We start from the raw sequence: 26,335 nt of genomic DNA on the forward strand, positions 1-26,335 counted from the left end.
GCCCTTGAACTGGCCCGACCTTCCGCTCCTCGGCTGGGCGGCGATCCTCACGGGCGCGGCGGTGGGGCCGGTGCTCGCCACGCTGTCGCTGCGGCTGCCCGGCGTGGCGGCGCGGCCCGGCCGGGTGCGGGTGCTCGCGCTGGCGCTCGCCTGCCAGGCGCTGGCGGCCTGGTCGCTGGCGATCCATCCGGACGCCACAGGCGTGCTGGGCGCGCTGATGGCCTGGCAGCTCCTGCTGCTGGCGATGCTGGACGCCGAGCACCTGTGGCTGCCGCGGGTGCTGACCCTGCCGCTGATCGCCACGGGCCTGGCCGCCGCTCTGGGCGATGGCCCGGACGCGCTGGCGGCGCGGGCGGTGGGCGCGGCGGCGGGGTTCGCGTCGCTGGCCGTGGTGGCCCGGGGCTACCGCCGGCTGCGCGGGCGCGAGGGCCTGGGCGGCGGCGACGCCTACCTGCTGGCCGGCGGCGGGGCGTGGGTCGGCTGGACCGCCCTGCCGACCGTCCTGATCTGGGCGGCGGCGGCCGGGCTGGCGGCGGTGGCGCTGCTGGCGCTGGCCGGGCGGCGGACGGCGGCGGGCCAGCCGATCCCGTTCGGGGTCTTCCTGGCGCTGGGGATCTGGATCGCCTTCCTCTACGGGCCGCTCGGGCGCGCCTGAGGCGCGGCGGGCGTCAGGTCGAGGCCGCCCTTCCCCGGACGGACGACGCCCGCTCCGAGCGGGCTCTCCACCCGCAGGCCGCCGGAGAGGGGATCGAGCCGGGCGCGGACGTCGCCCAGCGGCAGGCCGCGGAAGCTCGCGCCGTGCAGGGTCCCGCCCCAGATGGTCCCCTCGACGCGCTGGGCGGCGAGCCCCGCCTGCTCCGCGTCCAGCCAGCCCAGCGCCATGCGCAGCGGCGTGAAGACCACCGCCATCAGGAGGAAGGCGGCGCCGAACACCGCGAGGAGCCGGGCCATGCTCAGTCCGCCCCGCCGAAGGTGGCGTCCACCGACAGGGTCCCCTGCTCGTCCTTGATCACCGTGAGGTGGCGGGGCGTCACGCCGTAGTCGGTCTGCAGGGCCGCGAGCCAGGGAAAGAGCTGCGACGGCGAGACGCCGGCCACCGCCACCTGCACCCCGCCGGAGGGATCGGGTTCCACCCGGGCGAGGGCGAGGCCGGCGGCCGAGGCCGCGGCGTTCACCGCCTGGGCCGGATCGGCGGCGGCGGGCCGGACGCGGGCGGCGGCGCCCATGGCGCGCAGCCGGACAGTGGCGCGGTCCACCTCCGCGGCGGTGGCCGCCGCGCGGTCGAGGCGGCGCTCGGCGTCGGCGCGAGCCTGGGCCAGGGGCCGGTACAGGCCGAACCACAGGAGGAAGGCGGCGAGCGCCACGGCCAGAACGGTGAGCAGGACCTGCTCGCGCCGGGTGCGCCCTTCGAACCAGGCCCTCATGGGCGCGCTCCCAGGATGATGTCGCTGACGATGCGGCCGCCCTCCTCGCGCGCGCCTTCCTGGCGGAAGGCGACGCCGGCGCCCTGCAGGGCGCGGCCGAGCAGCTCCATGTCGGAATAGTTCGTGTGGCTGACGGTGGCCCGCAACGCGCCGTCCGGCGAGACGATCAGGCTCTCCGCCTGCGCCTGGTCGATCTCGGCGAGCGCCGCGAACAGCCGGGCGGCGACACCCGCGGGCCCGCCGCCGGCGGCGAGCTCGGCCCGTTGCAGGACGGCCTGGGCCTGGGCCGCGGGATCGCTGACCGTCGCGCCCCTGGGCAGCACCGCCGCCGCCTGCTGCGTCGCCGCGCGCTCGAGGCGGCCGGCCGCGAGGTTCAGGCGCACGGCCTGGGCGGCGTCGAGAACGGCCGGGCTGAGCAGCAGGACGCCGGCCAGGACCGCGGCGCGGAGCAGGTCGCGGCGCGCGGGCGGGGTCCGGTCGGCGGGGGCGAAATCGCCCTGGCGCAGGTCGAGCGGCAGGCGGCCGGCGCCCTCGGCCAGCAGGCGCTCGGCGGCCTCGCCGTCCGCCACCTGCGGCGCGCGGCCGTCGAGCAGGACCGGAGCGAGACCGGGTTCGCAGGCGAAGGCCAGCCTGGGCCGCCGCACGGCGAGCGTCCCGCCGATCGCGACGGCGAGGGGCCCCTCGTCCTGCGGCTCGGGCAGCAGCAGGTGGTCGGGGACCACGGCGTCGGGCGCGAGGCCATAGGTGCGGGCGAGGTCCAGCCAGGCGCGCATGCGCGCCTCGGCCACGGCGACGACGAGACGACGGCCGTCCGGCTCCAGCGCGCCCAGGGCGAGGTGCATGGGCTCCTCGACGGCGGTCTCCTCGGCCAGCAGCAGGGCGGCGGCGGCGCGGGCCTGGGGATCGGATCGGGTCGGCAGGTGCAGCCAGCGGGCGACGGCCTCGGTCCCCGGGACCACCAGCACGACGGTCGTGGGGACGGCGGGCGTCTCGGCCAGCACCGGCTGCTCGCCGCGGCCCACGGGCTCGCCGAACTCGTCGACCAGCAGGTAGGCGGGCGGCGCCTGGGGGTCCTGCGGCGCGAAGACCAGTCGGGTTCGTCTCATCATTCCTCGGGTCCCCACCGCCGGGCGGCCAGGCGGACGCGGCCGCCCTCGTTGATCAGGAGCGCGCTGGACACGGCCTCGGCGTCGCCGAAGGTCACCTCGGTCTCCAGCCGGAACCAGCGCGGGGTGACGGTGAGCGCGTCGGCGTCGATGGCGGCGTCGACCACCGCCGGCAGGCCCAGGAACTCCCCCGTGCTGGCCCAGCCGCCGGGCGGACGGGCGGCGATCAGGCCGCGGGCGGCGGCAAGGCTCATGGGCCGCCCGGCCAGCATGGCGATCAGCGGCGCCTGATCCGGGGTCAGGGTGTTGATGTCGATCGCGGCCGGGGTGGCGGTGGGCAGGGCGCAGACGTATGGGCGGAGGCGCGCATAGACCGAGGGCGCGAAGCCGCGGACGGCGCGCAGCTCGCTGGGCTCGGCCAGCAGGGTCCCGGCGGTGAGGTAGCCCCCGCCCGCCCCGGCATAGGCCTCGTCCTCGGCGCCGCCGGCCTCGCGCAGGGGATCGGCGTCGATGAAGTCCACGAGGGCGGCGGCCAGCATCGCCGCTTCGCGTTCGCCGATCCCGAGCACGCCGGCCAGGGCCACGAACCGGGCGACCCCGGCGTCGCTGCGCTGCAGGCCCTCCGGCGGACCCGCCACCACGCTGTTCAGGTTGAAGCAGGCGCCGCCGTCGGTGATCCGGGCCTGGACGGCGCCGTTCTCCACCGGGAAGCGCACCGCCCGGCCGTTCCAGGCGCCGGTCGTCGCGCCGGTGGCTGCGAGGCGGGCGACCTGGGCGCGGGCGAGCTGCTCGGCGCCCAGCGCATACCAGCGGGCCTGGCCCACCGCCTCGGCGTTGGCGGCGCGGCGGATGGAGAAGCGGATCTCGTCCAGCACGCCGGCGGCGAGCGTCGCCATCACCGCCACCAGCAGGAGCACGGTCAGCAGGGCCACGCCGCGTTCGTCGTCACGCCTCATGCGGCCTCGCCGGTGACGACGAAGAGCTGTGAGAGCGGGCCGTAGTCGTCGAGCGTCAGGTCCAGCCGCACGGCCTGGGGCAGCGGCTGGTGGGCGCCGTTGGGCAGGGCCTCGATCCACTGGCCGCCGACGCGGAAGGCGACGCGCGCCTCGCGCACGCCGGTGAGCAGGACCTGCGGCGGGCTCCAGGCGGCGCCGTCGAGGGCCTGGCGCGTGCGGCGCTCCAGCCGACCCTCCGTGAGGCGGTACTCCACGGCCTGCAGGGAGGCGCGCGGCGCGGCGTCGGGGTTGTCCCAGCCGCGGCGGACGAGCTGCAGCAGCGGCCCGCCGACGGCCTGCTCGCCGCCGGCGAGGGTGCGGGCCGAGGGCCGGCCGTCCTCGCCGCGGGTCCGGCGGGCGGCGGCCTGGGCGAGGTCGGCCTTGAGCGCCGAGCGCGCCCGCTGGATCTCGGCCAGCCGGTGGCTGCGGGCGCGGACGACCTGCTGGTTGTCGACGCTGAATGAGAGCACGGCCACGCCCGCGGCCGAGACCAGGCCGAAGATCAGCAGCGCCACCATCATCTCCACCAGGGTGAAGCCCTTCATGGCCGCCCCCGGAAGACGGTGACCTCGCCGGCCGTCAGGGCCCCGGGGCGGGCGGCGACGCGGACGTCGATGCGCAGGATCGCGGGATCGGCGGTGCGGCTGACGCGGCGCGTCCAGCGCCAGGCTTGGCCGCCGGCGCTGGCCACGCCCGAGGCCTGGCCGAGCGCCGGCGGCGCGGGGGCGGTCAGGGCCTCGATGGCCTGGTTCTCCGCGACGATCCCGGCGAACAGCCGGCTCTCCACCGCGCCGGCCTGGCGGGTGTTCTCGCCCGCCAGGTTCAGGAGCGCGAGCGCGCCCAGGCTGAGCACGGCGAGCGCCACCAGCATCTCCAGCAGGGTGAAGCCGGCCTCAGCGCGCGCGGTCATCGATCCTGACCTCGCCCTGGGCGTCGACGGTGAGGGCGACGGTGTCGATCCGGTTGGTCAGCCGCACGGTGACCGGCTCCGCCGCGCCGGTGGAATCGAAGCGCACGGCGCTGCGGCCCTCGCCGGCCTCGACGGAGACCGCCAGGCCCTCTGGCCAGCGCTGCGGCTGGAAAGGGCCGTCCTCCAGCGGCGTCCAGCGGCCGCGCCGCTGCTCGCGGAAGGCGTAGCCCTCCGCGTCGAGGGCCATCTCCACCGGCCGGTTGGCGGTGACCGCCGCGTCGCGGGCGTGGGCCAGCCGAGCGGCCAGCCGCTCCGCCTCGTCGGCCAGCCTCGGGCCGGAATCCGGCGTGGTGATCAGCACCGCGGAGGCGAGCAGGGCCATGACCAGCACGGCCACCATCACCTCGACCAGGGTGAGGCCGCGCTCGGCGGCGGGGCTAGAGACCCCAGTTGCCGATGTCGGCGTCATCGCCCTCCCCGCCTTTCTGGCCGTCGGCGCCCGTGGACCAGACGTCGAAGCGGCCGTGCTCGCCCGGGTAGCGGTACTGGTAGGCGTTCCCCCACGGGTCCTTCGGCAGGCGCCGGACGTAGCCGCCCTCGCGGTAGCGGTCGGGACGGGCCAGGCCCGGCGGCGGCGCGACCAGCGCCTGAAGGCCCTGCTCGCTGGTTGGGAAGGCGAGGTTCTCCAGCCGGTAGCTCTCGACGGCCTGCTCCAGGACGGCCACGTCGGCGCGGGCCTTCTCCTTCATGGCGCGGTCCTGGCTCGGCAGGACGTTCATCATCACCACCGTGGCCAAGAGGCCGATGATGACGATGACGACCATCACCTCCACCAGGGTGAAGCCCTGCTCGGCGCGGGCATGTCGGAGGGCGCGGGTGTCGGTCATGGTTGGTCTCAGCGGTAGGCCAGGGTGTTGATCTGGAGGATGGGCAGCAGGATCGAGAGGACGATCACCGTCACGATGAGGCCCATGACGATGATGATGGCCGGCTCCAGCAGGCTCAGCGCCACCTGCACCACGGCCTCGAACTCGCGCTCCAGGTACTCGGCGGCGCGGCCGAGCATGAGGTCGACGCGGCCGGCGTTCTCCCCGCTGGCGGCCATGTAGAGCAGGATCGGCGGGAAGACCCCGGCGCGGCGCATGGCGCCTGACAGGCTGCCGCCTTCGCGGACGGTGGTGGCCATCTCCGTCACGGCGGCGCGGAGCGCGCGGTTGTGCACCGTGGGGACGGTGAGCAGCAGGCCCTCCAGCACCGGCACGCCGGCGGCGATCATGGTGGAGAGGGTGCGGGCGAGCCGGGCGGCGTGCAGGTCGCGGATCAGCCGGCCGAGGAAGGGCGTGGCCAGCAGGGCCGCGTCGAAGCGCAGGCGCAGCGCCGGCCGGCGCAGGGCCTGGGCGGCGCTGAGGCCCGCGGCCGCCAGGACCAGCAGCATCAGCCAGCCCCAGTCCCGGGCGGCGTCGGAGAGGAGGATGATCGCCCGGGTGAGCCAGGGCAGCCGCTGGCCCATGCTGTCGAACTGCTCGACCACGCGGGGCACGACGAAGGTGATCAGGGCGGCGATGACCGCGAGCGCGGTGACCGCGAGCGCGGCGGGATAGACCAGCGCCACGAGGAGCTTGGAGCGGGCCTGCTCGTCGCGCTCGAGGAGGTCGGCGAGGCGCTCGAGGATCTCCGGCAGGGCGCCGGAACTCTCGCCGGCGGCGACCATGGCCCGGTAGAGCCTGGGGAAGGCCTCGCCCTGGCGGCCCATGGCGTCGGAGAGCCGGTAGCCCTCCAGCAGGCCCGCGTGGGTGGCGGTGAGCACCCGGCGGACGGCAGGCCGCTCGGCCTGGGCGGCGAGGGTGCGCAGCGCCTCCTCCAGCGGGGCGACGGCGATCAGGGTGGCGAGCTGGCGGGTGATCAGCGCCAGCGCCCGCGGCCCGATGCGGTCGGGGAACAGGCGGGCGAGGGGTCCGGGCCCGGGGCCGGTCGTGGCGCGCAGCTGGACGGGGACGAGCCGGCGGCCCTGCAGGATCTCGCGGGCGGCGCGCTCGCTCGGCGCGGAGACCACGCCCTGGCGGGTGCGGCCGCCGGCGTCGAGGGCGACGTACTCAAACGCCGACATGGTCGGCGGTCTCCTGGCGGACGACGCGCAGCGCCTCCTCCACCGTGGTGATCCCCTCGGCGACGTAGCGGCGGGCCTCGGCCTGCAGGGTCCCCGCGCCGTCCGGGAAGGCGGCGGCGAAGATGGCCGACTCGTCGGCGTCGGCGACGATCAGCCGGCGGATGCGGTCGTCGACCCGCAGGGCCTCGTAGACCCCGACGCGGCCCACGTAGCCGGTGTTGGCGCAGGCCGGGCAGCCGGTGGCGCGGAACAGGGTGGCCGCCGGCGCGACGCCGGCCAGCCGGGCGGTGGCCGGGTCGGCGGGGTCGGGCCTGCGGCAGGCCGGGCAGAGCCGGCGCACCAGCCGCTGGGCGACGATGGCGCGCACGGTGGAGGCCAGCAGGAAGGGCTCGACGCCCATATCGCGCAGGCGGGTGATGGCGCCCACCGCATCGTTGGTGTGGACGGTGGAGAGCACGAGGTGGCCGGTGAGGCTGGCCTGCACCGCGATCTGCGCGGTCTCCACGTCGCGGATCTCGCCGACCATGACCACGTCAGGGTCCTGGCGCAGGATGGCGCGCAGGCCCGCGGCGAAGGTCATGCCGACCTTCGGGTTCACCTGGGTCTGGCCGAGGCCCTGGACGGCGTACTCCACGGGATCCTCGATGGTGAGGATGTTGCGCGTGGCGTCGTTGAGCAGGGCGAGCCCGGCGTAGAGGCTGGTGGTCTTGCCCGATCCCGTCGGGCCGGTGACCAGGACGATGCCGTTCGGCTCGCGCAGCGCGCCTTCGAAGACCGCCAGCGCGGCCGGCGCCATGCCGAGGTCGGCGAGGCCGAGGCGGGCCTGGTCCTGGTGGAGGATGCGCATCACCACCCGCTCGCCGGCGCGGGCCGGAAGGGTGGAGACCCGGACGTCCAGCGAGCGGCCGCCGAGGGTCAGCGAGATGCGGCCGTCCTGCGGGATCCGCTTCTCGGCGATGTCGAGGCGGGCCATCACCTTCACCCGGCTGACCAGCAGGGGCGCGATGCGGTGGGAGAGGCTGAGCACCTCCTTCAGCACGCCGTCGACCCGCAGGCGGACCACCAGCGCGGTCTCGAAGGGCTCGATGTGGACGTCGGACGCGCCCTGGCGCACGGCCTCGGCGATGACGCCGTTGATCAGCCGGATGACCGGGGCGTCGTCCTGGGCGTCCAGTAGGTCGGCGGCGGCCGGCAGGTCGTCGGCCAGGCTGTCGAGGCCGCCCGGCAGGTCGAGGTCGTCGGCCGGGGCGCCGAGGCCCTCGCCGGCGTAGGCCTCCGAGAGCCGGCGCTCGAACTCGGCGCGGGTGAGGGGCTGGACGGCGAGCGGCGTGCGCAGCGCGCGCCGGGCCTCCAGCAGGCCCAGGGGGTCGGCGCCCTCGCGCAGGCCGACGGCGGCGACGTCGCCCTCCTCAAGCAGGATCACGCCATGCTTCTTGGCGAAGGCGTAGGCGAAGGCGCGCGGTCCGGTCATGGCTTGGCGGTCGGTTGGGCGCCCGGCTGGGCGGGCGCGGCGGACGGCGGCTCGGCGCGCAGGTACTCGCGGACCAGCGCCTCGAGCTCGCTCTGCCGGGCGGGGTTCCGGATCGCCTGCTGGGCGGCGATGTAGTCGTAGCGCGGGCCGGTGACGGCGCGGGCCTCGGCGGCGGAGCGCACGATCCGCGGCCGGATGAAGACCATCAGGTTAGTGCGGGTCCGGCGCCGGCTGGTGGCCTTGAAGAGGTTGCCCAGCACCGGCACGTCGCCCAGCACCGGCGTGCGCTCGGTGGTGTCGCGGTCGTTCTGGTCTAGCAGGCCGCCGAGGACGACGATCTGGCCGTCGTCGACGTTCACCGTCGTCTCGATCTCGCGCTTGTCGAGCACCAGGTCGCCCACCGTGGTGGTGAGCCCGCCGGCGATGCTGGAGACCTCCTGGCGGAGCGCCAGGGTGATCGTGCCGCCGGCGTTGATCTGCGGGGTCACCTCGAGCTGGACGCCGACGTTCTGGCGCGCCGTGGTGCGGAAGGGGTTGGTGTTGGAATCGCCCAGCACCTCGCCCGTGGTGACCGGCACCTCCTGGCCCACCAGGATGGTGGCCGGCTGGTTGTCGAGGGTCATGATCGAGGGCGTGGAGAGCAGGTTCGACTGGCCATCGGTCTTCACCGCGTTGATGACGAAGCCGAAGAGGACGTCGCCGCTCTGGCCGCCGCCGCCGAGGATCAGGCCGTTGGTCCCGAGCAGGGACTGGGCGGCGGTGGCGCGGAGCTGCGCCAGGAGGGCGGAGTCCTTGGGCAGGTTCTGCTCGCCGGCCGCGGCCCCCAGGATGGCGCCCAGGTTCGGCTGGGCGTTGGCATAGCCGGTGCTGGCGAAGGGCACGGCCGAGCCGTTGACCCCGGCGAGCGCGAACTGGACGCCGAGCCGGCGGGCCGCGTCGTCGGAGACCTCCACCACGATGGCCTCCACCAGCACCTGCTGGCGGCGGACGTCGAGCTGGCGGATCACCTCGGCCAGCATGCGCTGGGTGTCGGGGTCGGCGGCGATGACGATGGCGTTGGTCCCGGGATAGCGGGCGATGTTGGCGCGCGCCGCGCCGGCGGTGGGCGCGGGCGCCGGCGCGGCGTCGGCGGCGGGCTGGGACGTGGGGGGACGGCGTGCGGTCGCGGCGGCCTGCGGCGCGGCGGCCGTGACCGGCTGGCCGACGAGCTGCTGCAGGACCGGCACGAGCTGCTCGGCGTTGGCGTGCTGCAGGGTGACGACGCGGACGTCGCCCGCCGTCTCGGCCCGGCGGTCGAGGTCGGCGACCACGCCGAGCAGCGGCCGCACGGCCTCGGCGTCGCCGCGCAGGATCAGGGAGTTGCTGCTCTCCACCACCACGATGGAGACCACGCCGTTGCGCGCCTGCGGGTCGGCGCCCGGCGGCTTCAGGAGGTCGTTGAGCACGGCGGCGATCTCGCGCGCCGAGGACGAGCGCAGGGTGACCGTCTGGGTCGTCGCCCGGTCCTCGTCGATCTGGGCCAGCAGGCCCCGGATGCGGCGCAGGTTGTCGGCGTAGTCGGCGACCACCAGCATGTTGCCGCGGGTCGACGGGATGATCGCCCCCTGGCGGCCGACCAGGGGCTTGAGGGTCTCGGCGGCGGACGCCGCGTCGAGGTTGCGCAGGCGGAACACCTGGGTCGCGAAGCCGTAGCCGGCGGAGGCGCCGAGGGTGGCGGGTTGCTGGGCGGCGCCCTCCTCCGGCGCGATGCGGTAGGCGCCCGAGCCCGTCGGCACGGCCACCAGGCCGTTGGCCCGCAGGGTGGACATCAGGACGTCCAGCAGCTCGGCGCGGCTGAGCGGCTCCTGGCTGGCGACGGTCACCTTCCCCTGCACGCGCGGGTCGACGATGAAAGTGCGGCCGGTGGCGCGGGCGACGTCCTGGATGAACACCCGGATGTCGGCGTCCTGCAGGTTCAGCACCTGCTCCTGGGCCGCGACGGGCGCGGGCGCGCAGAGCGGGGCGGCGGTGGCCAGGAGGGCGAGGGCGAGCAATCGTTTCACTGGGCGGCCGTCCGGATGCGCGTGTTCATGACCTGGCCGCCCCGCTCGAAGCGGATCTCGGCCCCGCTCGCGCCGGCGAGCTCGTCCTGCAGCTGGCTCACCCGCTCGGGGGTGAGCGTCACGCCGTCGACGGCGAGGAGGACGTCGCCCTGCTGCAGGCCGGCCTGGCGCAGCACGTCGGAGCCGCCCTTTGGGTAGACGGTGTAGCCGGCCGCCTGGCCGTCGCGGACGCGCGGCACGAGCGAGGTCTGGGCGAGCAGGCGACGCGGATCGATCGCCGCGCCGGACGAGGGCTGCGCGGCCTCCGCCGGCGCCAGAGACGCGGTGGCGGGCTCGACGGCGGCGCCGGGCTGGGGCGTGGGGAAGCCGAGGCGCCGCCGCGCGCCGCCGCGGGACAGGATCACATGGTCGGCGCCGACGGCGGCGAGCACGACGTCCGGCTCCACCTCCTCGCCCACGGTGACCGAGCGCTGGATCCCGCTGATGGAGAGGATGGCCGAGCCCCGGCCGCCGGCCGCCGCGCGCACGCCGTGCAGCACGAGCTGGCTCGCGTCGCCGCCAGAAGCGGCCGGGCCGGCGGCCGCGCCGGACACGCGGAAGAAGGGATCGAACCGGGCGAGGATGGAGAGGTCGGCCTGCGGCCGCGCCGCGGACTGGACCGTGGCGGCGGCGCCGAACGGTCCCACCGGCGTGACGAGGGCCCAGGCGAGCCGCGCGGCCTGGGCGGCCAGCGCCACCGCGAACGCGATCTCGAGGCCCGCCAGCAGCGTGCGCGGGCGGACCGCGCCAAGGGCTTCCAACTGGAGCTTCAACCTATCCCCCGTAACCGCCGATCAGGGCGGGACGGCGGACTCTTGGCGGACGACGCCGACGTTCCCGTGAAGCTTGGATGAAGCTCCCGTGACAGTCGGCGTCCCGGCCTCAGAACCGCGTCGACAGGCTCACCGAAAGGCTGCGGCCGAGCTCGTAGTTGTTGAGCTTGATGGCGTCGCCGCCGCGCTCCTGGCGCTCGTCGAACTCCTCGCCGAGCAGGTTGCGGGCCTCGACCCCGAAGGTGAACTCCTGGGCCCAGACGCTGAACTTCTGCCGGAAGGTGAAGTCCAGCAGGACGCCCGGGTCCTGCACGAAGTCCGGCGCGCCGGACTGGCCGCGGGCCGTGGTCCGCTCGCTGGCGTAGTTGGCGAGCAGGGTCGCCTGGGTGGAGCCGTCGGCGCTCTCCAGGCCGAGCTGGACGTTGGCCAGGTGCTCGGACTGGCCCTGCAGGCGGCTGCCGTCGATGATGAAGTTCGCGGCCGGCGCGGGCAGGCCGTTGTTGGTGATCGGGAACACCACGTCCCCGTCGCCCACCTTCACCTCGGCCTTGGTGTAGGTGTAGTTGGCGGCCACCAGGAAGCGGACGCCGCTCATCCAGGCCAGGTCGAGCTCGGGCTCGAAGAACTTCTTGAACTCCGCCTCGACCCCGTAGAGCACCGCGCGCGGCGCGTTGAGGAAGGTCTGCTGCAGGCCCGAGCCGGACTCGTTGACCACCGACTCGATGGGCTTGTCGATGTCCTTGTAGAAGACGCCCAGCGTCGCGAACTGGCCGCGGTCGAAGTAGTGCTCGTAGCGCGCGTCGACGTTGATCAGCTCGCTGTCCACCAGGAACGGATTGCCGATGAAGGTGCGGTCCGATTCCGGGTCGAGGTAGAGCTGCGGCGCCTGTTCGCGGAACTGCGGGCGGGCGATGGTCTTGGAGATCCCGAAGCGGAGCTGCTGGTCCTCGGCGAAGTTCCAGGTCAGCGTGCCGGCCGGAAGGATGTAGTCGTTCTCGATCCGGTTGCCGGTCAGGTCCGCGCCGGCGTTGAACAGGTCGATCGCCTGGACCGTCTGCTCGCCGCTCTCGTAGCGGGCGCCGAAGGTGGCGCGCACGGCCGGCAGGATCTCGCCCTCGCCCTGCAGGTAGAAGGCGCTGGTCTTCAGCGACGCCTCGTAGGCCGCCGCGCCCTCGGAGCCGGTGACCTCCCGCAGGATCAGGCCGTTGGGGCCGATGTTGAAGTCGGAATAGAGGAAGTCCACCCGCTGCATCTGGAAGGCGATGGACGGCGTGGAGTTCATGGTGAAGCGGAACACGCGGCTGTCGGCGAACCGCTCGTTGTCATACCAGGCGTAGCCGCCGGAGACGGTGAAGTCGGCGATCAGCGGGTTCTCCAGCCGGTAGCGGACGTCGACCCCGAAACCGGTGGCCTTGTCCTCCAGCTCGCTGAAACGGATGAAGTTGGCGTCGGACTGCGGGTTGTGCAGGTAGACGCCGTCGACCCGGCGGTAGCGCACCTGGCGCTCGTAGGGCACGTCACGCTCGGTGCGGGCGTAGGAGCCGCGCCAGTCGATCTCGAGTTCGCCGAACCGGTGCGCGCCGGTGAGCTGGGTGTCGATCAGCTCACGCTGGTACCAGGCGGTGAAGTCGTCGCGGATGTAGTTCGACGCGCGCGAGCTCTCGCCCTCGACCGAGCGGGCCTCCTTGGTGACGTTGCGGACGTAGAAGTTCGTCCACTTGAAGGTGTGGTTGTCGAGCTCCAGGGCGACGCTGGTCAGGCCGTTGATGACGATGTCGTTCTGGGTCGAGCTGGACTGCAGGTCCTCCAGCACCGCCAGGCCCTCGAGGCTGACCACGCCCTCCTGCTGGATGGCCCGGCGCGTGGACCAGCTGGAGTCGTAGCCGCCCACGGCCACGAAGCCGATGTCGCCCCAGTCGAAGGTCCAGGACTCGCCGCCGGAGATGTCGATGCTGCCGTTGATCGGCACGTCGTTGGTCGACTGCAGCAGGTTGATGTTCGCGTTCTGGAAGCTCCGCCCCATGGCGGTGAGCTGGGCCGACGAGAAGTTGGTGGAGTCGATCCGCTTGCCGGTCTCGATGCCCTGGCGGATGAGGGCCGGCAGCTCGCGCGTGCCGTCGTCGACGCCGAACCGGTCGGAGTCGCCGCCGTAGTAGGTGAGGCCCTGCTTGAGCGACGTCTCGTCGTTCATGCCCAGGCTGACGCCGAGCGACAGGAAGGCCTCGTCCGGCACGTCGACGGTGCGCAGGTCGATCAGGCCGCCGCCGAACTCGCCGGGATAGTTGACCGAATAGCTCTTCTGGACGTTGACGCCGGCCAGGACGTTGGACGGGAAGAGGTCCAGGGGCACGACGCGCTGCAGCGGTTCGGGGCTGGGCAGCGGCGAGCCGTTCAGGAGCGCCGAGGAGTAGCGCTCGCCCAGGCCGCGGACATAGACAAAGCGGCCGCTGACCACCGAGAGACCGGCCAGGCGGGTCAGCGCCTGAGCGGCGGTGTCGTCGCCCTGGCGGACCAGGTCCTCGGGCGTGACGATGGAGGTGACCTCCGAGGTCTCCCGCATCACCTCCGGGATGTAGCGGCCGCGCACGACGATCTCGTCGACCTCCGCCACCGCGGCCGCCGCGGTCGCCGCCTGCTGGGCGTGGACGAGGCCGGGCGCCATCAGCGCGGTCGTGCACAGGAGCAGCCCGCTGAGCGGGCGGATGAGCTTCGTCATGGGGGTCGCTTTCAAGATGTCGCCGGCGTGCGGGAAGGGCGGGGCCTGGCGGCCCCGCCCCGCGGGATCAGCAGCTCGAGCCGCTGGCCAGGCCGCAGGTCCAGCCCTGCCACCAGGTGTCGGCCGCATCGCGCACGGCGCCGATGTAGGTCGTGGTCGTGTAGAAGGCGCCGAGCGTCGCGGCGTTGAACGCCGGGACCGCGGTCTCGTTGGCGCCGTTCACGAAGCCGCCCGCGAGCGTGTTGGTGAAGCTGGCGTTGTTGTTCGCACCCGCGCCGAACAGGGCCGTGGCGTCGGCGGCGTTCACGTCAGAGTCGTTGCGGAAGTTGATCGCGCAGGACAGGACCACCGAGTCCCAGCGCGGCGCGGCGGCCACGGTGGAGGCGGTGTCGACGTCGACGCAGGCGGTGGCGGGGTTGGCCGACACGTGGATCCCGTTGACGAAGCGGCCGCCCGTGCCGGTGTTCAGCACCTGGACGTCGCCGGCGCCGGTGCGGCCCGAGCCGATGACGGTGTAGTTGGCGATGATCGGGCGGGAGTTCAGCGACGCCTGGACGCCGGCCGAGCTCTGTTCGAACACCCGGTCGCCGCCGTTGGCGCGCTGGCGGGCGATCAGGAACTGGATGCCGCCGCGCCAGCCCTCGTCGGTGTCGATGCTGTCGTCGTCGGCCCCGGTGATGACGATGTGCTTCAGTTGCACCGTGCCGCCGAAGAACTCCATGCCGTCGTCGGAGCTGTTGTGGACCTGCACGTGGTCCACCACGGTGCCGGAGCCGACGCCCAGGAAGCTGATGCCGTTCAGCTCACGGTTCGGCTGCACCTCGAAGCCCGGGTAGCGGACCTGGACGTAGCGGATGCGGCCGGAGTTGTCGGTCGGGCTGTTGCCGCCGTAGAGCGACACGCCGCCCTCGAAGGTGGCCACGCAGTTGATGTTCGGCGGGGTCGTGCCGGACGGGCAGCTGGCGATCGGCGCGCGGCCGGCGATAACGATGCCGCCCCACTGGCCGATCAGGTCGGCGCCGGCGGCGCCCTCGAGGTTCGAGCGGCTGGTGAAGATGATCGGATTGGTGGCCGTGCCCTCCGCGAAGATCTGCGAGCCGCGCTGGACGTTGATGTAGTCGAGGCCGCCGGAGCCATAGAGACGGACGCCCGCCTCGATGGTCAGGATGCCCTGCTGGGCGCCGGCGATCGGGGCGTTGGGGTCCGCGCCGCGGTCCTGGCCCACGTCCACCCGGCCGCTGATGGCGTAGACAGTGCCGGCCCGCAGCGGCACCACCAGGTTGCCGGTGATGGTCTGCGGCAGTTGGCAGGCGCGCAGGGTGCCGTTGGCCACGGTGCCGACGTTGGCGAAGCCGGTGGGGCAGTCCGCCGCCGCCTGGCCCGGAGGGGGCTCGGTCGTGCCGCCGCCCGTGCCGCCGCCGCTGCCGGGCGGGAAGGCGCCTTCGCCCGGAGAGGCGACATTGTCCGCGCCGCCGCCGCCGCAAGAGGCCAGCGCCACCGCGCTCAGCGAGGCGAGAAGAAGGGTTTTCAGCTGGGTGACGCGGGTCATCGAGGGTTCTCCCACCGTGGCTCATCGACGGCGCACGCGAGAGTTACGTCCCCGGCCCGTGCCGGGCGCCCCGCCTGCCCTTAGCCGGGTTCTAGGGAGCACCCATGACAGCGGCCCGACAGAAGCGTGACAACTGTGTTGCAGAGCTTGCGGCGGCAGCCCGCGAGGTCACGCAGGCGAGTCCGAACCGACACGGGCCTGTCGCGAAGGTTGTGTAGAGCCGCGGCCACAACAGCTGCGGAGTGAGTGGCATGCGGCAGATCGTTGTACGGCGGACCGACGGCGCCTGGGCCCTGCACGCGGGCGCGGGGGCCATCTACTTCCGGACCGGCGCCCAGGCGGAGCGCCAGGCCCGCGCCCTGGCCGCCGACCTCGCGGCCCGCGGCGAGCCCGCGGAGGTGGCGGTGTTCGACCTGTCGGACCAGCCGGTGGGCCGCCTCACCTTCGGCGCCGCGGCCTGAGCGGCAAGAAGAGAGGACCCGGGACGGGGGGCCCGGATCCTCCAAGGTGCGGGGTAAAGACCTCAGAAACGCGAGATCAAGGGCACGGCCCCGCTTCTAGCGGACCGCCGTGACGGCCCCGCTACACCCGCGCGAACAGTTGCTGACAGCCCGGGCGCGGCCCGCGTCACCCCTCGTCGGGCGCGGCGCCCTCGGCCGGGCCGGGGGCATAGCGCGCCGCGAGATCCGCGTGCTCGGCCTCCCGCGTCGCACGGGCGACGTTGAGGCGGGTGTAGACGCGCGCGCCCCGGCGCACCTCCGCCGGCTGTTCGGCGAGGACGCGGGAGAGGTCTTCCGTCACGGCGACCACGACCACCTTCACCCCCTCCCCCCGCGGCCGGACCACGACATAGTTGCCGGCGATGGGGACATGGGCCTGCCCGTCGGGCAGGAGGCGGAAGCGGTAGGCGGCGCCGGAGGCGCCGACAAGGTCCAGGAACGGCTTCATGGCGCGCCGGTTAGGGGAAGGCGCACACCGCGTCGAGCCCAATCCGCCCGGTGGCGCGTTGAATGCGGCGGGGAACCGCGATCATGCCGAAGAAAACCAAGCACGGCCGCAAGGAGTCCGTCGGCGCCGCCGGCGCCGCGCTGGGGCGGGTGTTCAGCGTTCGCCGGGAGACCTGGCGGCTCGACCAGGACCCCTCCCGGGAGCCGCCGGAGGTGACCGTGCTGACCTCCCGCCGCAGCGCCGCGGAGGCGGCGGACGTGGCGCGGGACGCCGTCTCCGCCTTCCGGAAACGGGGTTTCCACAAGCCGACCCGGTCCTGGTGGGGGGCGGCCGACGGGCGGATCCACCGGTTCCGGGTGGAGGGCCCGCGCGCCCGCGCCACCCTGTTCGCGGTGGGCGTGGGCCTGGCCGCCGCCGCCGTGCTGCTCGCCAGGCGGCGGCGGCAGTAGGGCCGCTCGGGCCTGAACGCGTTGCGCCGAATTGACCGTCCCTGGCCGCGCGCCGATGCTGGTGCGATGGCGGTCTCCACGATCCCGTTCGCGCTTGCCGCCGCCCTGCTCGGCCAGGCCGCCGCCGCTGCCGAGCCTGAGCCGGCTGCGCCGCCCAAGATCGTCGAGGGCGTGACGGTCCAGGCGCCCGACAAGCCGCTCGACGGGCGGGTCCGCGAGTTCGTCGGCGGCGCCCTCGGCCACCGGCTGGATGGCTCCATCGTCCGCTGGCGTGATCCCATCTGCCCCCTGGTCTCCGGTCTGCCGGGACCCATGGGCGAGGCCATCCTGGTGCGGCTGTCCGAGGTCGCGCGCCGGGTCGAGGCGCCGCTGGCGGGGCCCGACTGCCGGCCCAATCTCTATGTGATGGTCCACCGCCAACCCCGCGCCCTCCTCGAAGGCTGGCGTAGGCGCGACGGCCGCCTGTTCGGCGAAGCCTCGCCGGAAGCGGTGCGGCGGATCATCGAGAGCGACCAGCCGGTGCGGGCCTGGCACAACTGGCGGTACGAGGAGCCGGGCCTGCCGCGCGCCAGCCGGCTCGTCCGTAACGTCGTGCGCAACACCACCAGCGCGATCGTCGTGGTGGACGCCCGGCGCCTCGATGGCGTGACCGTGGCGCAGCTCGCGGACTATGTGGCGATGGTCGGGCTGGTCGAGATGCAGCCGGACATCGAGACGAGACGCGCCGCCACCATCCTGGCGCTCTTCGAGGAGGCCCGCGAGCCGCCGCCGGGCCTCACCCGCTGGGACGAGGCCCTCCTGCACGGCGCCTACAGCACGCCGCAGGAGAACGTCCTGCAGCGTTCGGCCATCGCCCGGAAGGTGCTGCGCGAGGCGAGCCGCGAGGAGCCGCCGGAGGAGGCGCCGCCCTAGGCCGCGCTCACGCCGGCGGGCGGCGCGAGGCGAGAAGCTCGTCCAGCTGGGCGAACTGCTCGGCCGACATCGCCTGCATCCCCGCGACGGCGTCGGCGACGGGGTCGGCGGAGGGATAGAGCTCGCTCATCATCAGCAACGTCCGCTCGCCGTCGTCCTCGAAGGTGACGGTCGTGACCGGCGCATCGGCGCTCTCCTCGTTCGTCCAGACGAGGCGCGAGGGCGGCGTCACCTCGAGGTACTTGCCGAAGAATGTCGCCGAGTCCGCGCCCTCGCCGAAGGTGATCCGATAGCCGCCGCCCGTGCGCGCGTCGATCTCGCAGGCGCTGAGCGTCGCGCCCATCGACTTCGGCGCCCACCACAGCCTGAAGAGCTCGGGCCGGGTCCAGGCCTCGAACACGGCGGAGGCCGGGCTGTCGAAGGCGCGGGTGACGACCAGCTCGCGATCGGATTTCCGCGCGACCGTGGTGGGCCTCTTCTCGCCGTTGGGCTGACCGCTCTGGCTCATGGATCTCTTTCCTCCTCTCGAGACTTCGTCCGGTTCACCGGAACGACGAACGAGGGCCGCGGAATCCGACAGCGTGGGGGTTCGGTGTTGGCGGGAGCGGGGTCTGGCGCGTTAGGGCACACCTCTCCCTGAAGGCCATGGCCAGCATTCTGCCTGCCGGGTCAGGCGTCTCAAGGACCGGTCCGCAGGACCGGCCGCGGGGCGGCGCGCCGGGGGCGCGTCCTTGACACGCCTGGCCCGGCAGGCTCGCGATCAACCATGGACTTAAGGACGGACGGGGCGAGGTCCCGCCATGCGCGGCGAGCAGACACTCGCGACGGCGGCTCAGGGTGGAAGGCGGGCATCCGTCTCGGTACCTTCGCCACGATGCCTAGCGCACACGACAAGATCATTGCGAGGGCGGCGAAAGCGACGCTTCAGCCGCTGGGGCTTCGCCGCAAAGGCCAGTCGCGCCTGTGGATCGGCGACCATGGCTGGTGGCTGGCTATCGTCGAGTTCCAGCCGAGCGGCTTCAGCAAGGGCAGCTACCTCAACGTGGCCGCACACTGGCTCTGGTCTGACAAGGGGTACATCAGCTTCGACCTTGGCAGTGGAGCCGATTGGGATAGCCGAGCGGCTGACTTCGAAGAGTACCAATCCGATGAGCAGTTCGAGGAAGCGGGAAACAGGCTCGCCGTGATCGCCTCGGAAGAAATCCGTGAGCTAGCGGCTCGCCTACCGTCGATCGAGGCAACGGCGGACCTTTTGCTCAGCCACGAGAAATCCACGCGCGGCGGGGGGAGCTGGTCGACCTACAACGCGGGAATCGCAGCAGGGCTTTGCGGACGCGCAGAAGAGGCAGCCGCCATGCTGCGCTCCGTCACGGACGCGCGGGTTAGAGACGCGGTAGACCGTTATGTGAGCCTGACATCCGACCTCACGCGCTTTCGCGAGCTGGTCCTCTCGCAAATCGCAAGTCAGCGCGAAGCACTGCGTCTAACAGCCCTGCGCAGTCCGCCCCTCTAACGTCCGCAACGGGTCGCGAATGGACACTGGCTCAGCGCCGCCGAACGGACATTCGCCCTTCAGCGGGAAAGTCGGGCTCCCGGACAGCCTAGGGCTGGCGCGGCGATCTCGGCGTCATGGAGGGAGGAAGTGGCTGGGGAACTAGGACTCGAACCTAGAATGACGGTACCAAAAGCAAGTCCTCGACAATCTGAAATAAGATTATGACCACACAATCAGGGCCTCAATCGAGCACCGAATTTCAGTAGGTTAGCGCGTCGCCTGAAATCGTATAATCGGATACACGATAGAGACTTCCCACGCACGCATTTTCGGGTCACCATAACTGCAGTCGACCTGCAGCACACCGCGCGACGAGATGCCCTCCACCAACCACAACCATGGCTCCCCCGTTGGACCGCTCCATCACCCCGCGCCTGCTCACGGCGAGCGAAGCTGCCGCCTACTTCCGTCTGCCGGTCACGCGCTTCAGGCGCCTGCGACTCGGAGAGGTCAGCCTCGGGGCGAAGGTGCTCTATGACCGGCACGCTCTCGACGCCTACCTCGACCACATCAGCGGCCTCGGCCGTTCTGGGCAGCCGATCAGCGAAGCGGACGCCGCGCTCGCCAGGTTCGTTGCGCGTCCGCGGCGCACTTCCCGGAATCCATAGGGTCCGTCGGCTGCGGGCTGACGGAGGCGTGGCGGAGTACTGGTACGCTTGGCGGGGCGGTCCGCGGATTCTCCACGCCTCGGCGGCGAGCGACCTGCTTCTCGACCGCGAAGTTGCGCGAAGTTTTCCCGACGCTGCAGCTGCCTATGCCCGCCATCACACCGAGCGAAAGGTTCCCGATCGCACGTCGCTGTACGGGCTTATCACCCGTTACCTGCAGAGCCCCGAGTTCGCCCGCGCGGCGCCTCGAACTCGCAAGGATAGGCGGACGCTTCTGGACCGCGTGCGCAATGAGCTGGGCGAGCTAGAGCTGCGAGCGCTCGAGGCCCGAGGCGCTCGTGCGGCGCTCCTGGCCTGGCGGGACCGCTACGCGGCAACCCCGAAGACCGCGGACGAACTCGCAGGCGTCGCCTCCAGGGTGATGCAGTGGGCCGTGGACCGGGGCGAACTCCAGCTCAATCCACTGGCAGGTTTCCCACGCCTCTACCGGGTCAACCGGGCCGAAGCCGTCTGGGAGAGCCACCATTTGGCGACCCTGCTTGCGCACGCCGCGCCCGAATTCGCCCACGTCGTTCGGCTCGCTGCGCTGAGCGGTCTGCGCCTGGGGGACCTGATCCGCCTTCCCTGGACCGCCGTCGGCGAGCACGCGATCGTGTGGCAGACAGGAAAGAGCCGGGGCCGGACGACGGCTGTGATCCCGATCCACGACGAGCTTCGCGTGCTCCTTGCCGAGATTCCCCGCGGCGACAGCCCCACCGTCCTGAATTCGGCGCGCGGGCGCTCCTGGACAGAGCCCGGCATCGCGTCGGCATTCCGACGTGCGAAACTTGATGCCGCGGCTGCGGCCCAGCTCGCGGCGGAAGACGCATCCGCGGCCTCCGGCATCGAGCACCTCCGCTTCCACGACCTGCGGGGAACGGCCGCCACCAACTTCATACGCGCCGGCCTGGAGCTGGACGACGTGGCGACGGTGCTCGGCTGGATGAAGGGGCGAGTGGAACAGATCGCCGCCCGCTACATCAGCGGAGAAGCCATCGGCCTGGCCATGGTCGAACGCCTGCGCCGCGCGAGGCCTGCGCCCACGGGCGCAGGCCTGCAGCCAGACGCAGCGGTCAATCAACAACCCGCACCTTAAACGGGTCGCTCAACCGTTGATTTCGTGACGGGGCGCCCCTCCCGCGCCTAGCCTCACCAAGCCGGGCGATCGCGGTCAGGGGGGGGAGTGTGGTTCGGGAAGCTGTGAAGGGCTCTGCGGGCGCGGAGCTGTCTATGAAACGCGACCGTGCGGCTGTGCGCGCAACCCTGCTGCAAGCGGTGATCGCCACGAGCTCCGAGTGGCGCAGGCACATGGACGATGAGCTGAAGCGCCACGGCTGCAGCGCGATCGAACTCGCGGTGGTGCGGGAAGTGCTGGCGAGTCCCGGCACGAATCAGCGGGCCCTGGCCGCAGAGCTCAACCTGGGCTCTGCGCTCGTCCGCATCCTCGATGATCTCGCAACGAGAGGCGTGCTCGAACGGCGCGAGGATTCCGGAGACCGACGGAACAACCGCCTCTATCCACTCCCATCTGCGCGAAGGTTCCTTCAGAGGGGCGAGCAGGCTCTGAGATCGCTCGAGGCGGACCTTCTCAGCGGCTTGGATCCGCAGGACCTGGAGCGCCACCTCCTGCTGCTGGCGGAGGTGCTCCGGCGACTGGGGGCGGGGGAGGTGCGCCCGAGTTGACGTCCGCGGCGGCCGCTCCTTTCCGGGCGGCAGCTTCCTCAAGCTCGATCCCGCACAGCGGCGTTCGCCGGTCGAGCGCCGCCGGTCACCCTCCGGTAACCGGCGGTGGAGATAGTAGAAGCTGGGCGGGGGGATCGACGAATGGCAATCCTGCTGATGATGGTCGGCGGCTGTGGTGCGGCGGCGGCTTTCGGCCTGCTCGCGCGCGGCTACGTCCGCAACAAGATCGCGGCGGCCGCGGAGGACTCGGTCGCCGAGTGAAGGTTTTCGCTCGCCGCGCGAGCGTGCCGGCCGGCTCTGCGAGCGCGTCAAGGCCGGCTTCGCCGCCGCTTTCGCGGTGCGGCCTGGCGGCCGCAGCCTGGACCCGCTCCCGCCGGCCGGCTCGGGCTCGGCGTGTCGCGAAAGCCTCTTCCCCTTCGTAAACGAAGCGGTGTTTCAGGGATGGTCCCGCGAACTCCGTTGATGCGGCTGGCGTTTTCGTCCGGCGCGGGACCAGGGTTCGCACGAGGTCCCGCGAATTCCTCAACACCCACAGGCGCTAAGGACCTCCGGGTCCCGCGCCTTTCATCTTGCCGTCGTGCCCGTTCCGCCAGCGCCGGTCCGCCGCCTCTCTCCGCCGCGGTATTCGGGATCCGCACGACGACGTCGATCTGGCCCCACGTACGCTTCCGTGTTGATGAACGGCCGGCGCCGCTCCAGGGCGGCGCTCAGGTGTTCCGCTAGGGCCCCGACGGTGAAAGGCTTGACGAGGAACTCGTCGACGCCGGCGTCGCGGGCTGCTCTCACCCCGGCGAGGTCACCGGAGGCGGTGACCATGATGACAGGCGTGCGGGCTGCGGGTCCCGGGGCGCGCCGCAGACGGCGGACCAGGTCCAGGCCGTCAGTGTCGCCGAGGCGACGGTCCACGATCAGAACATCGTAGTGTGCGAGGCCGAGCTGCCGCCAGGCCAGGTCGGACCGGTGCACGACTTCCACTTGCGTTACGCCGAGGCCGGCGAGGACGGCGCGTACGAGGCCTCCCATCTTCTGGTTGTCCTCAACGACAAGAATACTGATCGATTCAAGCAGCACGCGTCCCCCCCGGGCATGTCATCGGCGGGTTGATAGCGGACGGCGAGCGCATGGGAAGCAACGATCGCCCTGTCGTGTCGGGGGGCGTTGGCGTGGGCTACTCAGATTGGGGTCGGGCGTGTCGGGCGACGGGCCCCGCGACCTCCTGTCCTGGAGACGGGAAGCCACGGGCCAGACCGCCGCGACGGCCCGCGAAAACTCGCAGGACGAAGGCGGCTTGTGCTGGATCTGCCTGCCCGACAGGCCGCCGGGGTCCAGCTGCAGCGCCGAATCGCCGGTCGTGCGGAGACGGGGAGGTCAGGGCGGATTTCGCGGCTGCCCGGCGCTGCAGTCCCTATAGCGCGACGCCAACCTTCAAAACGGTGACAAGCAGGTCCGGCCGTCCTTCAAGGCCCGCAAGCGGCGCTTCGGCGTACGGGGCTGTGAGCGCTCCGCGCGTGGCCTGGCTCGCAGGTGTAAATCGCGGTGTAAAAGATGGGCGCGCCGCGGGTTCCAGCCCGGGGGCAGGAGACCCATCAGCTCTGATTTTGTTGAAGAAAAGAGTGGCTGGGGAACTAGGACTCGAACCTAGAATGACGGTACCAAAAACCGCAGTGTTACCATTACACCATTCCCCAGCAGGAACGGCGCAGAGGGGGCTCCCCTCGCGAGAGGCGGTGAGATAGCGCAGTCGCCCTGTCGATGCAACGCCCCTCAGGGCCGCTTGCGGGGGCGAAAACACTCCCCTATAAGGCGCCCTCCCAAGTCGGAGTGTGGCTCAGTCTGGTAGAGCACCGCGTTCGGGACGCGGGGGTCGCAGGTTCGAATCCTGCCACTCCGACCATCTCTTCCCGCGTCATCCCAAGATCCTGAAATCGCGGCCCTTCCCGCGTGCGGGATTGTGTGCGACAGGCCGTCGCACGGCCGCCTCCCCGCGGCCGCGCCAAGGGTTCGATCGCGGTCCATGAAGCAGTTCCTGATCACCGCGGCCGGCGTGTTCGCCGGCCTGATGATCTTCCTGATCGGCGTGCCCATCGTTCTGGTATCGATGGCGGCCAGCGCGGCCGGTCCCGCCCCCGTGCCGCAGCGCACGGTGCTGGAGCTGGACCTGCGCGATCCGCTCACCGACCAGTCGCCGCAGAACCCGCTGGCCGGCATCGGCCGGCGCGGCCAGTCGGTGATGGCCATCGTCGAGGGCCTGCGCCGCGCCTCGAGCGACGACCGGATCAAGGGCGTGCTGGTGCGACTGCCCGAGGACGGGCTGGAGCCCGGCATGGCCGACGAGATCCGGCTGGCCATCAAGCAGTTCCGCTCGTCGGGCAAGCCGGTGATCGCCCACAGCCAGGGGCTCTATCCGGCCGGCGTAATTACCGCGACCTACATGGTCGGCGCCTCGGCCAACGAGCTGTGGATGCAGCCCGGCGCATCGTTCCAGGTGACCGGCATCGCCAGCGAGGACCTGTTCCTGAAGCGGTTCTTCGACCGCTACCAGGTGAAGCCCAACTTCGAGCAGCGGCAGGAATACAAGAACGCCGTCAACGGCTTCCTCCAGGAGGACTACACGCCCGCCCACCGGGAGGCGCAGCTCTCCTGGATGACCTCGGTCTACCAGTCGGGGCTGGCGGCGGTGGCGACCGACCGCAACCTCGACGCGGGCGTGCTGCGCACGCGGCTGGAGGCGGGGCCCTACCTCGCCGAGGACGCCCTGCGCCAGCGGCTGATCGACCGGCTGGGGCATGTACGCGAGGCGCAGCTTTCCCTGCTGCGGCGGGCCGGCGAGGACGCCGAGCTGGTGGACTTCGAGGACTACGCCCACGGCCGGCGCGACCGCCGCCGGGCAGGCCCGACCATCGCCGTCATCGAGGGCGAGGGCCCCATCGTCACCGGCCGCGACGGGGCCTCCAATCCGTTCACCGGCGGCTCGACCATCTATTCCGACGACGTCGCCGACGCCTTCCACGCCGCCATCCGCGCCAAGGACGTGAAGGCCATCGTCTTCCGGGTGAACTCGCCCGGCGGTTCGGACACCGCCTCGGAGCAGATCCTGTCGGCGATCCGCGCGGCCAAGGCGGCGGGCAAGCCGGTGGTGGTGTCCATGGGCACCTATGCGGCGTCCGGCGGCTACTGGGTGGCCTCGGAGGCCTCGCACATCGTGGCCGAGCCCACGACGCTCACCGGCTCCATCGGGGTGTACGGCGGGAAGTTCGCGGTGGGCCCGGCGCTCGCCCGCTACGGCGTCGACATGCGCCAGCTGGAGGTGGGCAGCACCTACGCCGGGGCCCTCGGCCTGGGCCAGGAGTTCACTCCGGAAGAGCGGGCCGCCTTCGCCCGCTGGATGGACCGCATCTACGAGACCTTCGTCACCCGCGTCTCGGCGGGGCGCAAGCTGCCGCCCGAGCGGGTGCGCGAGATCGCCCGCGGCCGGGTGTGGACGGGCTCGCAGGCGCTGCGGCTGGGCCTGGTGGACGAGCTGGGCGGCTTCTACCAGGCGGTGGACCGGGCCAAGGCGCTGGCGAAGATCGAGGGCGAGCCGCACCTGCGCCGGATCGGCCCCTCGGCCTCGCCCTTCGAGGCGCTGGAGCGGATGCTGGGCGTCCAGGCGAACTCCGCCCGCACTCTGGCGGCGGCGGCCTGGGTGTTCGGAGACCCCCGCGCCGAGCGGGTGCTGGACGAGTTGGCCCAGGCCCGCCTGCGCGAACAGGGCGCCACCGTGCTGGCCCCGACGCCGTTCCCCTGAGCCGGCCGACGGCCTAGCGCGGACGGCGACCCGGCGGGCGGGGCGTGAAGGTCACGTGCTTGCGGCCGAAGTCGAGCGTGACGTCCTGGAAGTGACGCAGCACGTCGACGCCCACCAGGATCGCCGGGCGGTCGGCAAGCTTCCACAGGTCGAAGATGTGCAGGTCGGCGAAGACGCCCAGCACCTGGTGGATGGCGAGGCCGCCGAGCCGGACCGTGGGCAGGGTGGCGAACTCGCCGCGGGCGGTCTGGCCGGTGGCGCTGATCAGCGGCACGGGCGCGAGCCGCACGCCGAATTCGGGCCGCAGGCGCACGGCGGCGTCGCGCAGGGCGCGGTTGCCGACGGTGACCTGGGAGCCGGAATCGATGAAGGCGCTGACCTTCACCTCCCCCACCTCGGCGTCGAGGATGACCAGCTGGCCGAAGCGGTACTGCGCGGGCACCCGGACCGGCTCGCCGATCGGCCGGATGCGGCTGTCGGTGCGGCGGCCGATCTCGGCCCCGCCGCCCGAGGCGCTGATCTCGAAGCGGTTCTGGCCGAAGTCCAGCCGCACGCGGCGGTTCCTGAACACATCGACGCCTAGGAGGCCGTCGGCGCCGAGCCGGGTGCGCGGCAGGACGGGCAGGGTGAGCGCGCTGGAATGGACCGATCCCACCCGCAGGCGGCGGACCTGCGCGAGATCGGCCGGCTCGACGCCGGCGATGCCGTGCACCGCGGCCTGGCCGGCCGGGGCGAGGTCGCACGCCAGGGCGAGTTCGCGGGAGACGACCGTGCGGTTGGCGCCGGTGTCCACCACGAAGGGAAACGGGCCCTTGCGGTCGATATAGACCGGCACGGTCATGCGGCGCGCCTCGTCGAAGGCGGTCTCCAGGAGGGCGGCGTCGGTGGGCGGCTGCGGCGGCGGGTCGGCGTCCAGCAGATTCACCGAGACCAGCGGCCGCTCGGCCGGCCGGGTGGCGCAGGCGGCCAGCAGGCCGGGCGCGAGCGCGGCGGCGAGGCCGCGGCGGGTCCAGTCGGCGCTCATCGCGGCGCCTGGGGATAGGCGGTGAGCACGGGCCCCAGCGCCGCCTTCAGCGGGTCGAGCCACGGCTCGTAGTGACGCCAGTGCTCGGCGGCGTCGGTGTAGATCGGCTGGCGCACCTGCTCGGAGCTGGCCGTGCGCACGGCCCGGTCGTTCTCGTAGAACCGCAGGCAGGCCTCCTCGAACGGCAGGCCGCAATGG

Annotated in this window: 27 protein-coding genes, 2 tRNA genes and 1 pseudogene; 10 read left to right on the top strand and 20 right to left on the bottom strand. The window is 72.6% G+C overall.

All coding sequences use genetic code 11. The annotated features are described in order from the left end of the window. The first annotated feature begins 4 nt into the window (after window positions 1-4). On the top strand, window positions 5-655 hold the full coding sequence (locus tag VM685_RS20315; RefSeq protein ID WP_325462001.1) for an A24 family peptidase: 651 nt from the start codon (window positions 5-7) through the stop codon (window positions 653-655). On the opposite strand, the gene VM685_RS20320 is transcribed toward VM685_RS20315, so the two are convergent. The 14 genes from VM685_RS20320 to VM685_RS20385 all read right to left on the bottom strand — a co-directional run bounded on the left by VM685_RS20320 (window position 631) and on the right by VM685_RS20385 (window position 15,132). After that, window positions 631-951, bottom strand: coding sequence for a hypothetical protein (locus VM685_RS20320; protein WP_325462002.1), 321 nt, complete (start codon window positions 949-951; stop codon window positions 631-633). The genes VM685_RS20315 and VM685_RS20320 overlap by 25 nt on opposite strands. Window positions 952-953: 2 nt before the next feature. Beyond that, the gene (gspM, locus tag VM685_RS20325) at window positions 954-1,424 is read right to left on the bottom strand and encodes a type II secretion system protein GspM (RefSeq protein ID WP_325462003.1); all 471 of its coding nucleotides are present in this window, start codon (window positions 1,422-1,424) and stop codon (window positions 954-956) included. Beyond that, complete coding sequence (gene gspL, locus VM685_RS20330; RefSeq protein ID WP_325462004.1) at window positions 1,421-2,533, bottom strand: type II secretion system protein GspL; 1,113 nt, start codon at window positions 2,531-2,533, stop codon at window positions 1,421-1,423. The genes gspM and gspL overlap by 4 nt, the downstream gene beginning before the upstream one ends. Next, window positions 2,530-3,486 (bottom strand): type II secretion system minor pseudopilin GspK, encoded by a 957-nt coding sequence (gene gspK, locus VM685_RS20335; protein ID WP_325462005.1) that lies wholly within the window; start codon window positions 3,484-3,486, stop codon window positions 2,530-2,532. The genes gspL and gspK overlap by 4 nt, the downstream gene beginning before the upstream one ends. Beyond that, entirely contained in the window at window positions 3,483-4,070 is a 588-nt protein-coding gene (gene gspJ, locus VM685_RS20340; protein WP_325462006.1) for a type II secretion system minor pseudopilin GspJ, read from the bottom strand. Before gspJ ends, gspK begins: the two co-directional genes overlap by 4 nt. After that, a complete protein-coding gene (gene gspI / locus VM685_RS20345) occupies window positions 4,067-4,435 on the bottom strand; it encodes a type II secretion system minor pseudopilin GspI (RefSeq protein ID WP_325462007.1) in 369 nt (122 codons plus the stop codon). Before gspI ends, gspJ begins: the two co-directional genes overlap by 4 nt. Then, window positions 4,419-4,904: a GspH/FimT family pseudopilin gene (locus VM685_RS20350; RefSeq protein ID WP_325462008.1), complete on the bottom strand. Its 486-nt coding sequence runs from the start codon at window positions 4,902-4,904 to the stop codon at window positions 4,419-4,421. Before VM685_RS20350 ends, gspI begins: the two co-directional genes overlap by 17 nt. Further along, complete coding sequence (gspG, locus tag VM685_RS20355) at window positions 4,873-5,322, bottom strand: type II secretion system major pseudopilin GspG (protein ID WP_325462009.1); 450 nt, start codon at window positions 5,320-5,322, stop codon at window positions 4,873-4,875. Before gspG ends, VM685_RS20350 begins: the two co-directional genes overlap by 32 nt. A gap of 8 nt (window positions 5,323-5,330) precedes the next feature. Beyond that, complete coding sequence (gspF, locus tag VM685_RS20360) at window positions 5,331-6,542, bottom strand: type II secretion system inner membrane protein GspF (protein WP_325462010.1); 1,212 nt, start codon at window positions 6,540-6,542, stop codon at window positions 5,331-5,333. After that, window positions 6,529-8,013, bottom strand: coding sequence for a type II secretion system ATPase GspE (gene gspE, locus VM685_RS20365; RefSeq protein WP_325462011.1), 1,485 nt, complete (start codon window positions 8,011-8,013; stop codon window positions 6,529-6,531). Before gspE ends, gspF begins: the two co-directional genes overlap by 14 nt. Then, the gene (gene gspD, locus VM685_RS20370) at window positions 8,010-10,055 is read right to left on the bottom strand and encodes a type II secretion system secretin GspD (RefSeq protein ID WP_325462012.1); all 2,046 of its coding nucleotides are present in this window, start codon (window positions 10,053-10,055) and stop codon (window positions 8,010-8,012) included. Before gspD ends, gspE begins: the two co-directional genes overlap by 4 nt. Then, window positions 10,052-10,855, bottom strand: a complete 804-nt coding sequence (locus tag VM685_RS20375) for a type II secretion system protein N (RefSeq protein WP_325462013.1) — start codon at window positions 10,853-10,855, stop codon at window positions 10,052-10,054. The genes gspD and VM685_RS20375 overlap by 4 nt, the downstream gene beginning before the upstream one ends. 121 nt (window positions 10,856-10,976) lie before the next feature. Next, on the bottom strand, window positions 10,977-13,583 hold the full coding sequence (locus tag VM685_RS20380) for a TonB-dependent receptor domain-containing protein (protein ID WP_325462014.1): 2,607 nt from the start codon (window positions 13,581-13,583) through the stop codon (window positions 10,977-10,979). Window positions 13,584-13,650: 67 nt separating this feature from the next. Continuing rightward, on the bottom strand, window positions 13,651-15,132 hold the full coding sequence (locus VM685_RS20385) for a hypothetical protein (protein ID WP_325462015.1): 1,482 nt from the start codon (window positions 15,130-15,132) through the stop codon (window positions 13,651-13,653). Between the two features lie 251 nt (window positions 15,133-15,383). Here VM685_RS20385 and VM685_RS20390 point away from each other — a divergent pair, with 251 nt between their 5' ends. Then, window positions 15,384-15,593, top strand: a complete 210-nt coding sequence (locus tag VM685_RS20390) for a hypothetical protein (protein WP_325462016.1) — start codon at window positions 15,384-15,386, stop codon at window positions 15,591-15,593. A 166-nt stretch (window positions 15,594-15,759) separates the two neighbouring features. On the opposite strand, the gene VM685_RS20395 is transcribed toward VM685_RS20390, so the two are convergent. Beyond that, window positions 15,760-16,080: a hypothetical protein gene (locus VM685_RS20395; protein WP_325462017.1), complete on the bottom strand. Its 321-nt coding sequence runs from the start codon at window positions 16,078-16,080 to the stop codon at window positions 15,760-15,762. Between the two features lie 83 nt (window positions 16,081-16,163). Between VM685_RS20395 and VM685_RS20400 the strand changes: the two genes are divergently transcribed. Then, window positions 16,164-16,529 (top strand): hypothetical protein, encoded by a 366-nt coding sequence (locus tag VM685_RS20400; RefSeq protein WP_325462018.1) that lies wholly within the window; start codon window positions 16,164-16,166, stop codon window positions 16,527-16,529. Window positions 16,530-16,595: 66 nt separating this feature from the next. Then, a complete protein-coding gene (locus tag VM685_RS20405) occupies window positions 16,596-17,441 on the top strand; it encodes a hypothetical protein (RefSeq protein WP_325462019.1) in 846 nt (281 codons plus the stop codon). Between the two features lie 7 nt (window positions 17,442-17,448). On the opposite strand, the gene VM685_RS20410 is transcribed toward VM685_RS20405, so the two are convergent. Then, the gene (locus VM685_RS20410; RefSeq protein WP_325462020.1) at window positions 17,449-17,949 is read right to left on the bottom strand and encodes an SRPBCC domain-containing protein; all 501 of its coding nucleotides are present in this window, start codon (window positions 17,947-17,949) and stop codon (window positions 17,449-17,451) included. Window positions 17,950-18,315: 366 nt separating this feature from the next. Here VM685_RS20410 and VM685_RS20415 point away from each other — a divergent pair, with 366 nt between their 5' ends. The 4 genes from VM685_RS20415 to VM685_RS20430 all read left to right on the top strand — a co-directional run bounded on the left by VM685_RS20415 (window position 18,316) and on the right by VM685_RS20430 (window position 21,326). After that, window positions 18,316-18,954, top strand: coding sequence for a hypothetical protein (locus VM685_RS20415; RefSeq protein ID WP_325462021.1), 639 nt, complete (start codon window positions 18,316-18,318; stop codon window positions 18,952-18,954). A gap of 392 nt (window positions 18,955-19,346) precedes the next feature. Continuing rightward, window positions 19,347-19,604, top strand: coding sequence for a hypothetical protein (locus VM685_RS20420; protein ID WP_325462022.1), 258 nt, complete (start codon window positions 19,347-19,349; stop codon window positions 19,602-19,604). A 28-nt stretch (window positions 19,605-19,632) separates the two neighbouring features. Further along, complete coding sequence (locus VM685_RS20425) at window positions 19,633-20,739, top strand: site-specific integrase (RefSeq protein ID WP_325462023.1); 1,107 nt, start codon at window positions 19,633-19,635, stop codon at window positions 20,737-20,739. 134 nt (window positions 20,740-20,873) lie between these two features. Next, entirely contained in the window at window positions 20,874-21,326 is a 453-nt protein-coding gene (locus VM685_RS20430; RefSeq protein WP_325462024.1) for a MarR family winged helix-turn-helix transcriptional regulator, read from the top strand. A 564-nt stretch (window positions 21,327-21,890) separates the two neighbouring features. Here VM685_RS20430 and VM685_RS20435 read toward each other — a convergent pair. Both VM685_RS20435 and VM685_RS20440 read right to left on the bottom strand, forming a co-directional pair. Beyond that, window positions 21,891-22,397, bottom strand: coding sequence for a response regulator transcription factor (locus tag VM685_RS20435; protein ID WP_325462025.1), 507 nt, complete (start codon window positions 22,395-22,397; stop codon window positions 21,891-21,893). 543 nt (window positions 22,398-22,940) lie between these two features. Then, window positions 22,941-23,014: transfer RNA gene (locus tag VM685_RS20440), tRNA-Gln, on the bottom strand. 129 nt (window positions 23,015-23,143) lie between these two features. On the opposite strand from VM685_RS20440, the gene VM685_RS20445 reads away from it, so the two are divergent. Continuing rightward, window positions 23,144-23,220: transfer RNA gene (locus VM685_RS20445), tRNA-Pro, on the top strand. A 120-nt stretch (window positions 23,221-23,340) separates the two neighbouring features. Continuing rightward, window positions 23,341-25,113: a signal peptide peptidase SppA gene (sppA, locus tag VM685_RS20450; protein WP_325462026.1), complete on the top strand. Its 1,773-nt coding sequence runs from the start codon at window positions 23,341-23,343 to the stop codon at window positions 25,111-25,113. 13 nt (window positions 25,114-25,126) lie between these two features. On the opposite strand, the gene VM685_RS20455 is transcribed toward sppA, so the two are convergent. Together VM685_RS20455 and VM685_RS20460 are read right to left on the bottom strand one after the other, a co-directional pair. Next, window positions 25,127-26,137 (bottom strand): aspartyl protease family protein, encoded by a 1,011-nt coding sequence (locus tag VM685_RS20455; protein WP_325462027.1) that lies wholly within the window; start codon window positions 26,135-26,137, stop codon window positions 25,127-25,129. Then, window positions 26,134-26,335: pseudogene (locus tag VM685_RS20460) on the bottom strand (hypothetical protein); the annotation flags it as partial. The pseudogene VM685_RS20460 and the gene VM685_RS20455, both read right to left, overlap by 4 nt.

Source organism: Phenylobacterium sp., assembly GCF_035539035.1.
Lineage (GTDB): Bacteria > Pseudomonadota > Alphaproteobacteria > Caulobacterales > Caulobacteraceae > Phenylobacterium.

Bases quoted from the DNA above. Each gene is read 5' to 3' on its own strand.
- gspG (WP_325462009.1), bottom strand. From the start codon at position 5,322: ATGACCGACACCCGCGCCCTCCGACATGCCCGCGCCGAGCAGGGCTTC.
- VM685_RS20430 (WP_325462024.1), top strand. From the start codon at position 20,874: ATGAAACGCGACCGTGCGGCTGTGCGCGCAACCCTGCTGCAAGCGGTG.
- VM685_RS20380 (WP_325462014.1), bottom strand. From the start codon at position 13,583: ATGACGAAGCTCATCCGCCCGCTCAGCGGGCTGCTCCTGTGCACGACC.
- VM685_RS20405 (WP_325462019.1), top strand. From the start codon at position 16,596: ATGGCGGTCTCCACGATCCCGTTCGCGCTTGCCGCCGCCCTGCTCGGC.
- gspI (WP_325462007.1), bottom strand. From the start codon at position 4,435: ATGACCGCGCGCGCTGAGGCCGGCTTCACCCTGCTGGAGATGCTGGTG.
- VM685_RS20455 (WP_325462027.1), bottom strand. From the start codon at position 26,137: ATGAGCGCCGACTGGACCCGCCGCGGCCTCGCCGCCGCGCTCGCGCCC.
- sppA (WP_325462026.1), top strand. From the start codon at position 23,341: ATGAAGCAGTTCCTGATCACCGCGGCCGGCGTGTTCGCCGGCCTGATG.
- VM685_RS20400 (WP_325462018.1), top strand. From the start codon at position 16,164: ATGCCGAAGAAAACCAAGCACGGCCGCAAGGAGTCCGTCGGCGCCGCC.
- VM685_RS20350 (WP_325462008.1), bottom strand. From the start codon at position 4,904: ATGACGCCGACATCGGCAACTGGGGTCTCTAGCCCCGCCGCCGAGCGC.
- VM685_RS20415 (WP_325462021.1), top strand. From the start codon at position 18,316: ATGCCTAGCGCACACGACAAGATCATTGCGAGGGCGGCGAAAGCGACG.
- gspJ (WP_325462006.1), bottom strand. From the start codon at position 4,070: ATGAAGGGCTTCACCCTGGTGGAGATGATGGTGGCGCTGCTGATCTTC.
- VM685_RS20410 (WP_325462020.1), bottom strand. From the start codon at position 17,949: ATGAGCCAGAGCGGTCAGCCCAACGGCGAGAAGAGGCCCACCACGGTC.
- gspM (WP_325462003.1), bottom strand. From the start codon at position 1,424: ATGAGGGCCTGGTTCGAAGGGCGCACCCGGCGCGAGCAGGTCCTGCTC.
- VM685_RS20390 (WP_325462016.1), top strand. From the start codon at position 15,384: ATGCGGCAGATCGTTGTACGGCGGACCGACGGCGCCTGGGCCCTGCAC.
- VM685_RS20320 (WP_325462002.1), bottom strand. From the start codon at position 951: ATGGCCCGGCTCCTCGCGGTGTTCGGCGCCGCCTTCCTCCTGATGGCG.
- gspE (WP_325462011.1), bottom strand. From the start codon at position 8,013: ATGACCGGACCGCGCGCCTTCGCCTACGCCTTCGCCAAGAAGCATGGC.
- gspK (WP_325462005.1), bottom strand. From the start codon at position 3,486: ATGAGGCGTGACGACGAACGCGGCGTGGCCCTGCTGACCGTGCTCCTG.
- gspL (WP_325462004.1), bottom strand. From the start codon at position 2,533: ATGATGAGACGAACCCGACTGGTCTTCGCGCCGCAGGACCCCCAGGCG.
- VM685_RS20385 (WP_325462015.1), bottom strand. From the start codon at position 15,132: ATGACCCGCGTCACCCAGCTGAAAACCCTTCTTCTCGCCTCGCTGAGC.
- VM685_RS20395 (WP_325462017.1), bottom strand. From the start codon at position 16,080: ATGAAGCCGTTCCTGGACCTTGTCGGCGCCTCCGGCGCCGCCTACCGC.
- gspF (WP_325462010.1), bottom strand. From the start codon at position 6,542: ATGTCGGCGTTTGAGTACGTCGCCCTCGACGCCGGCGGCCGCACCCGC.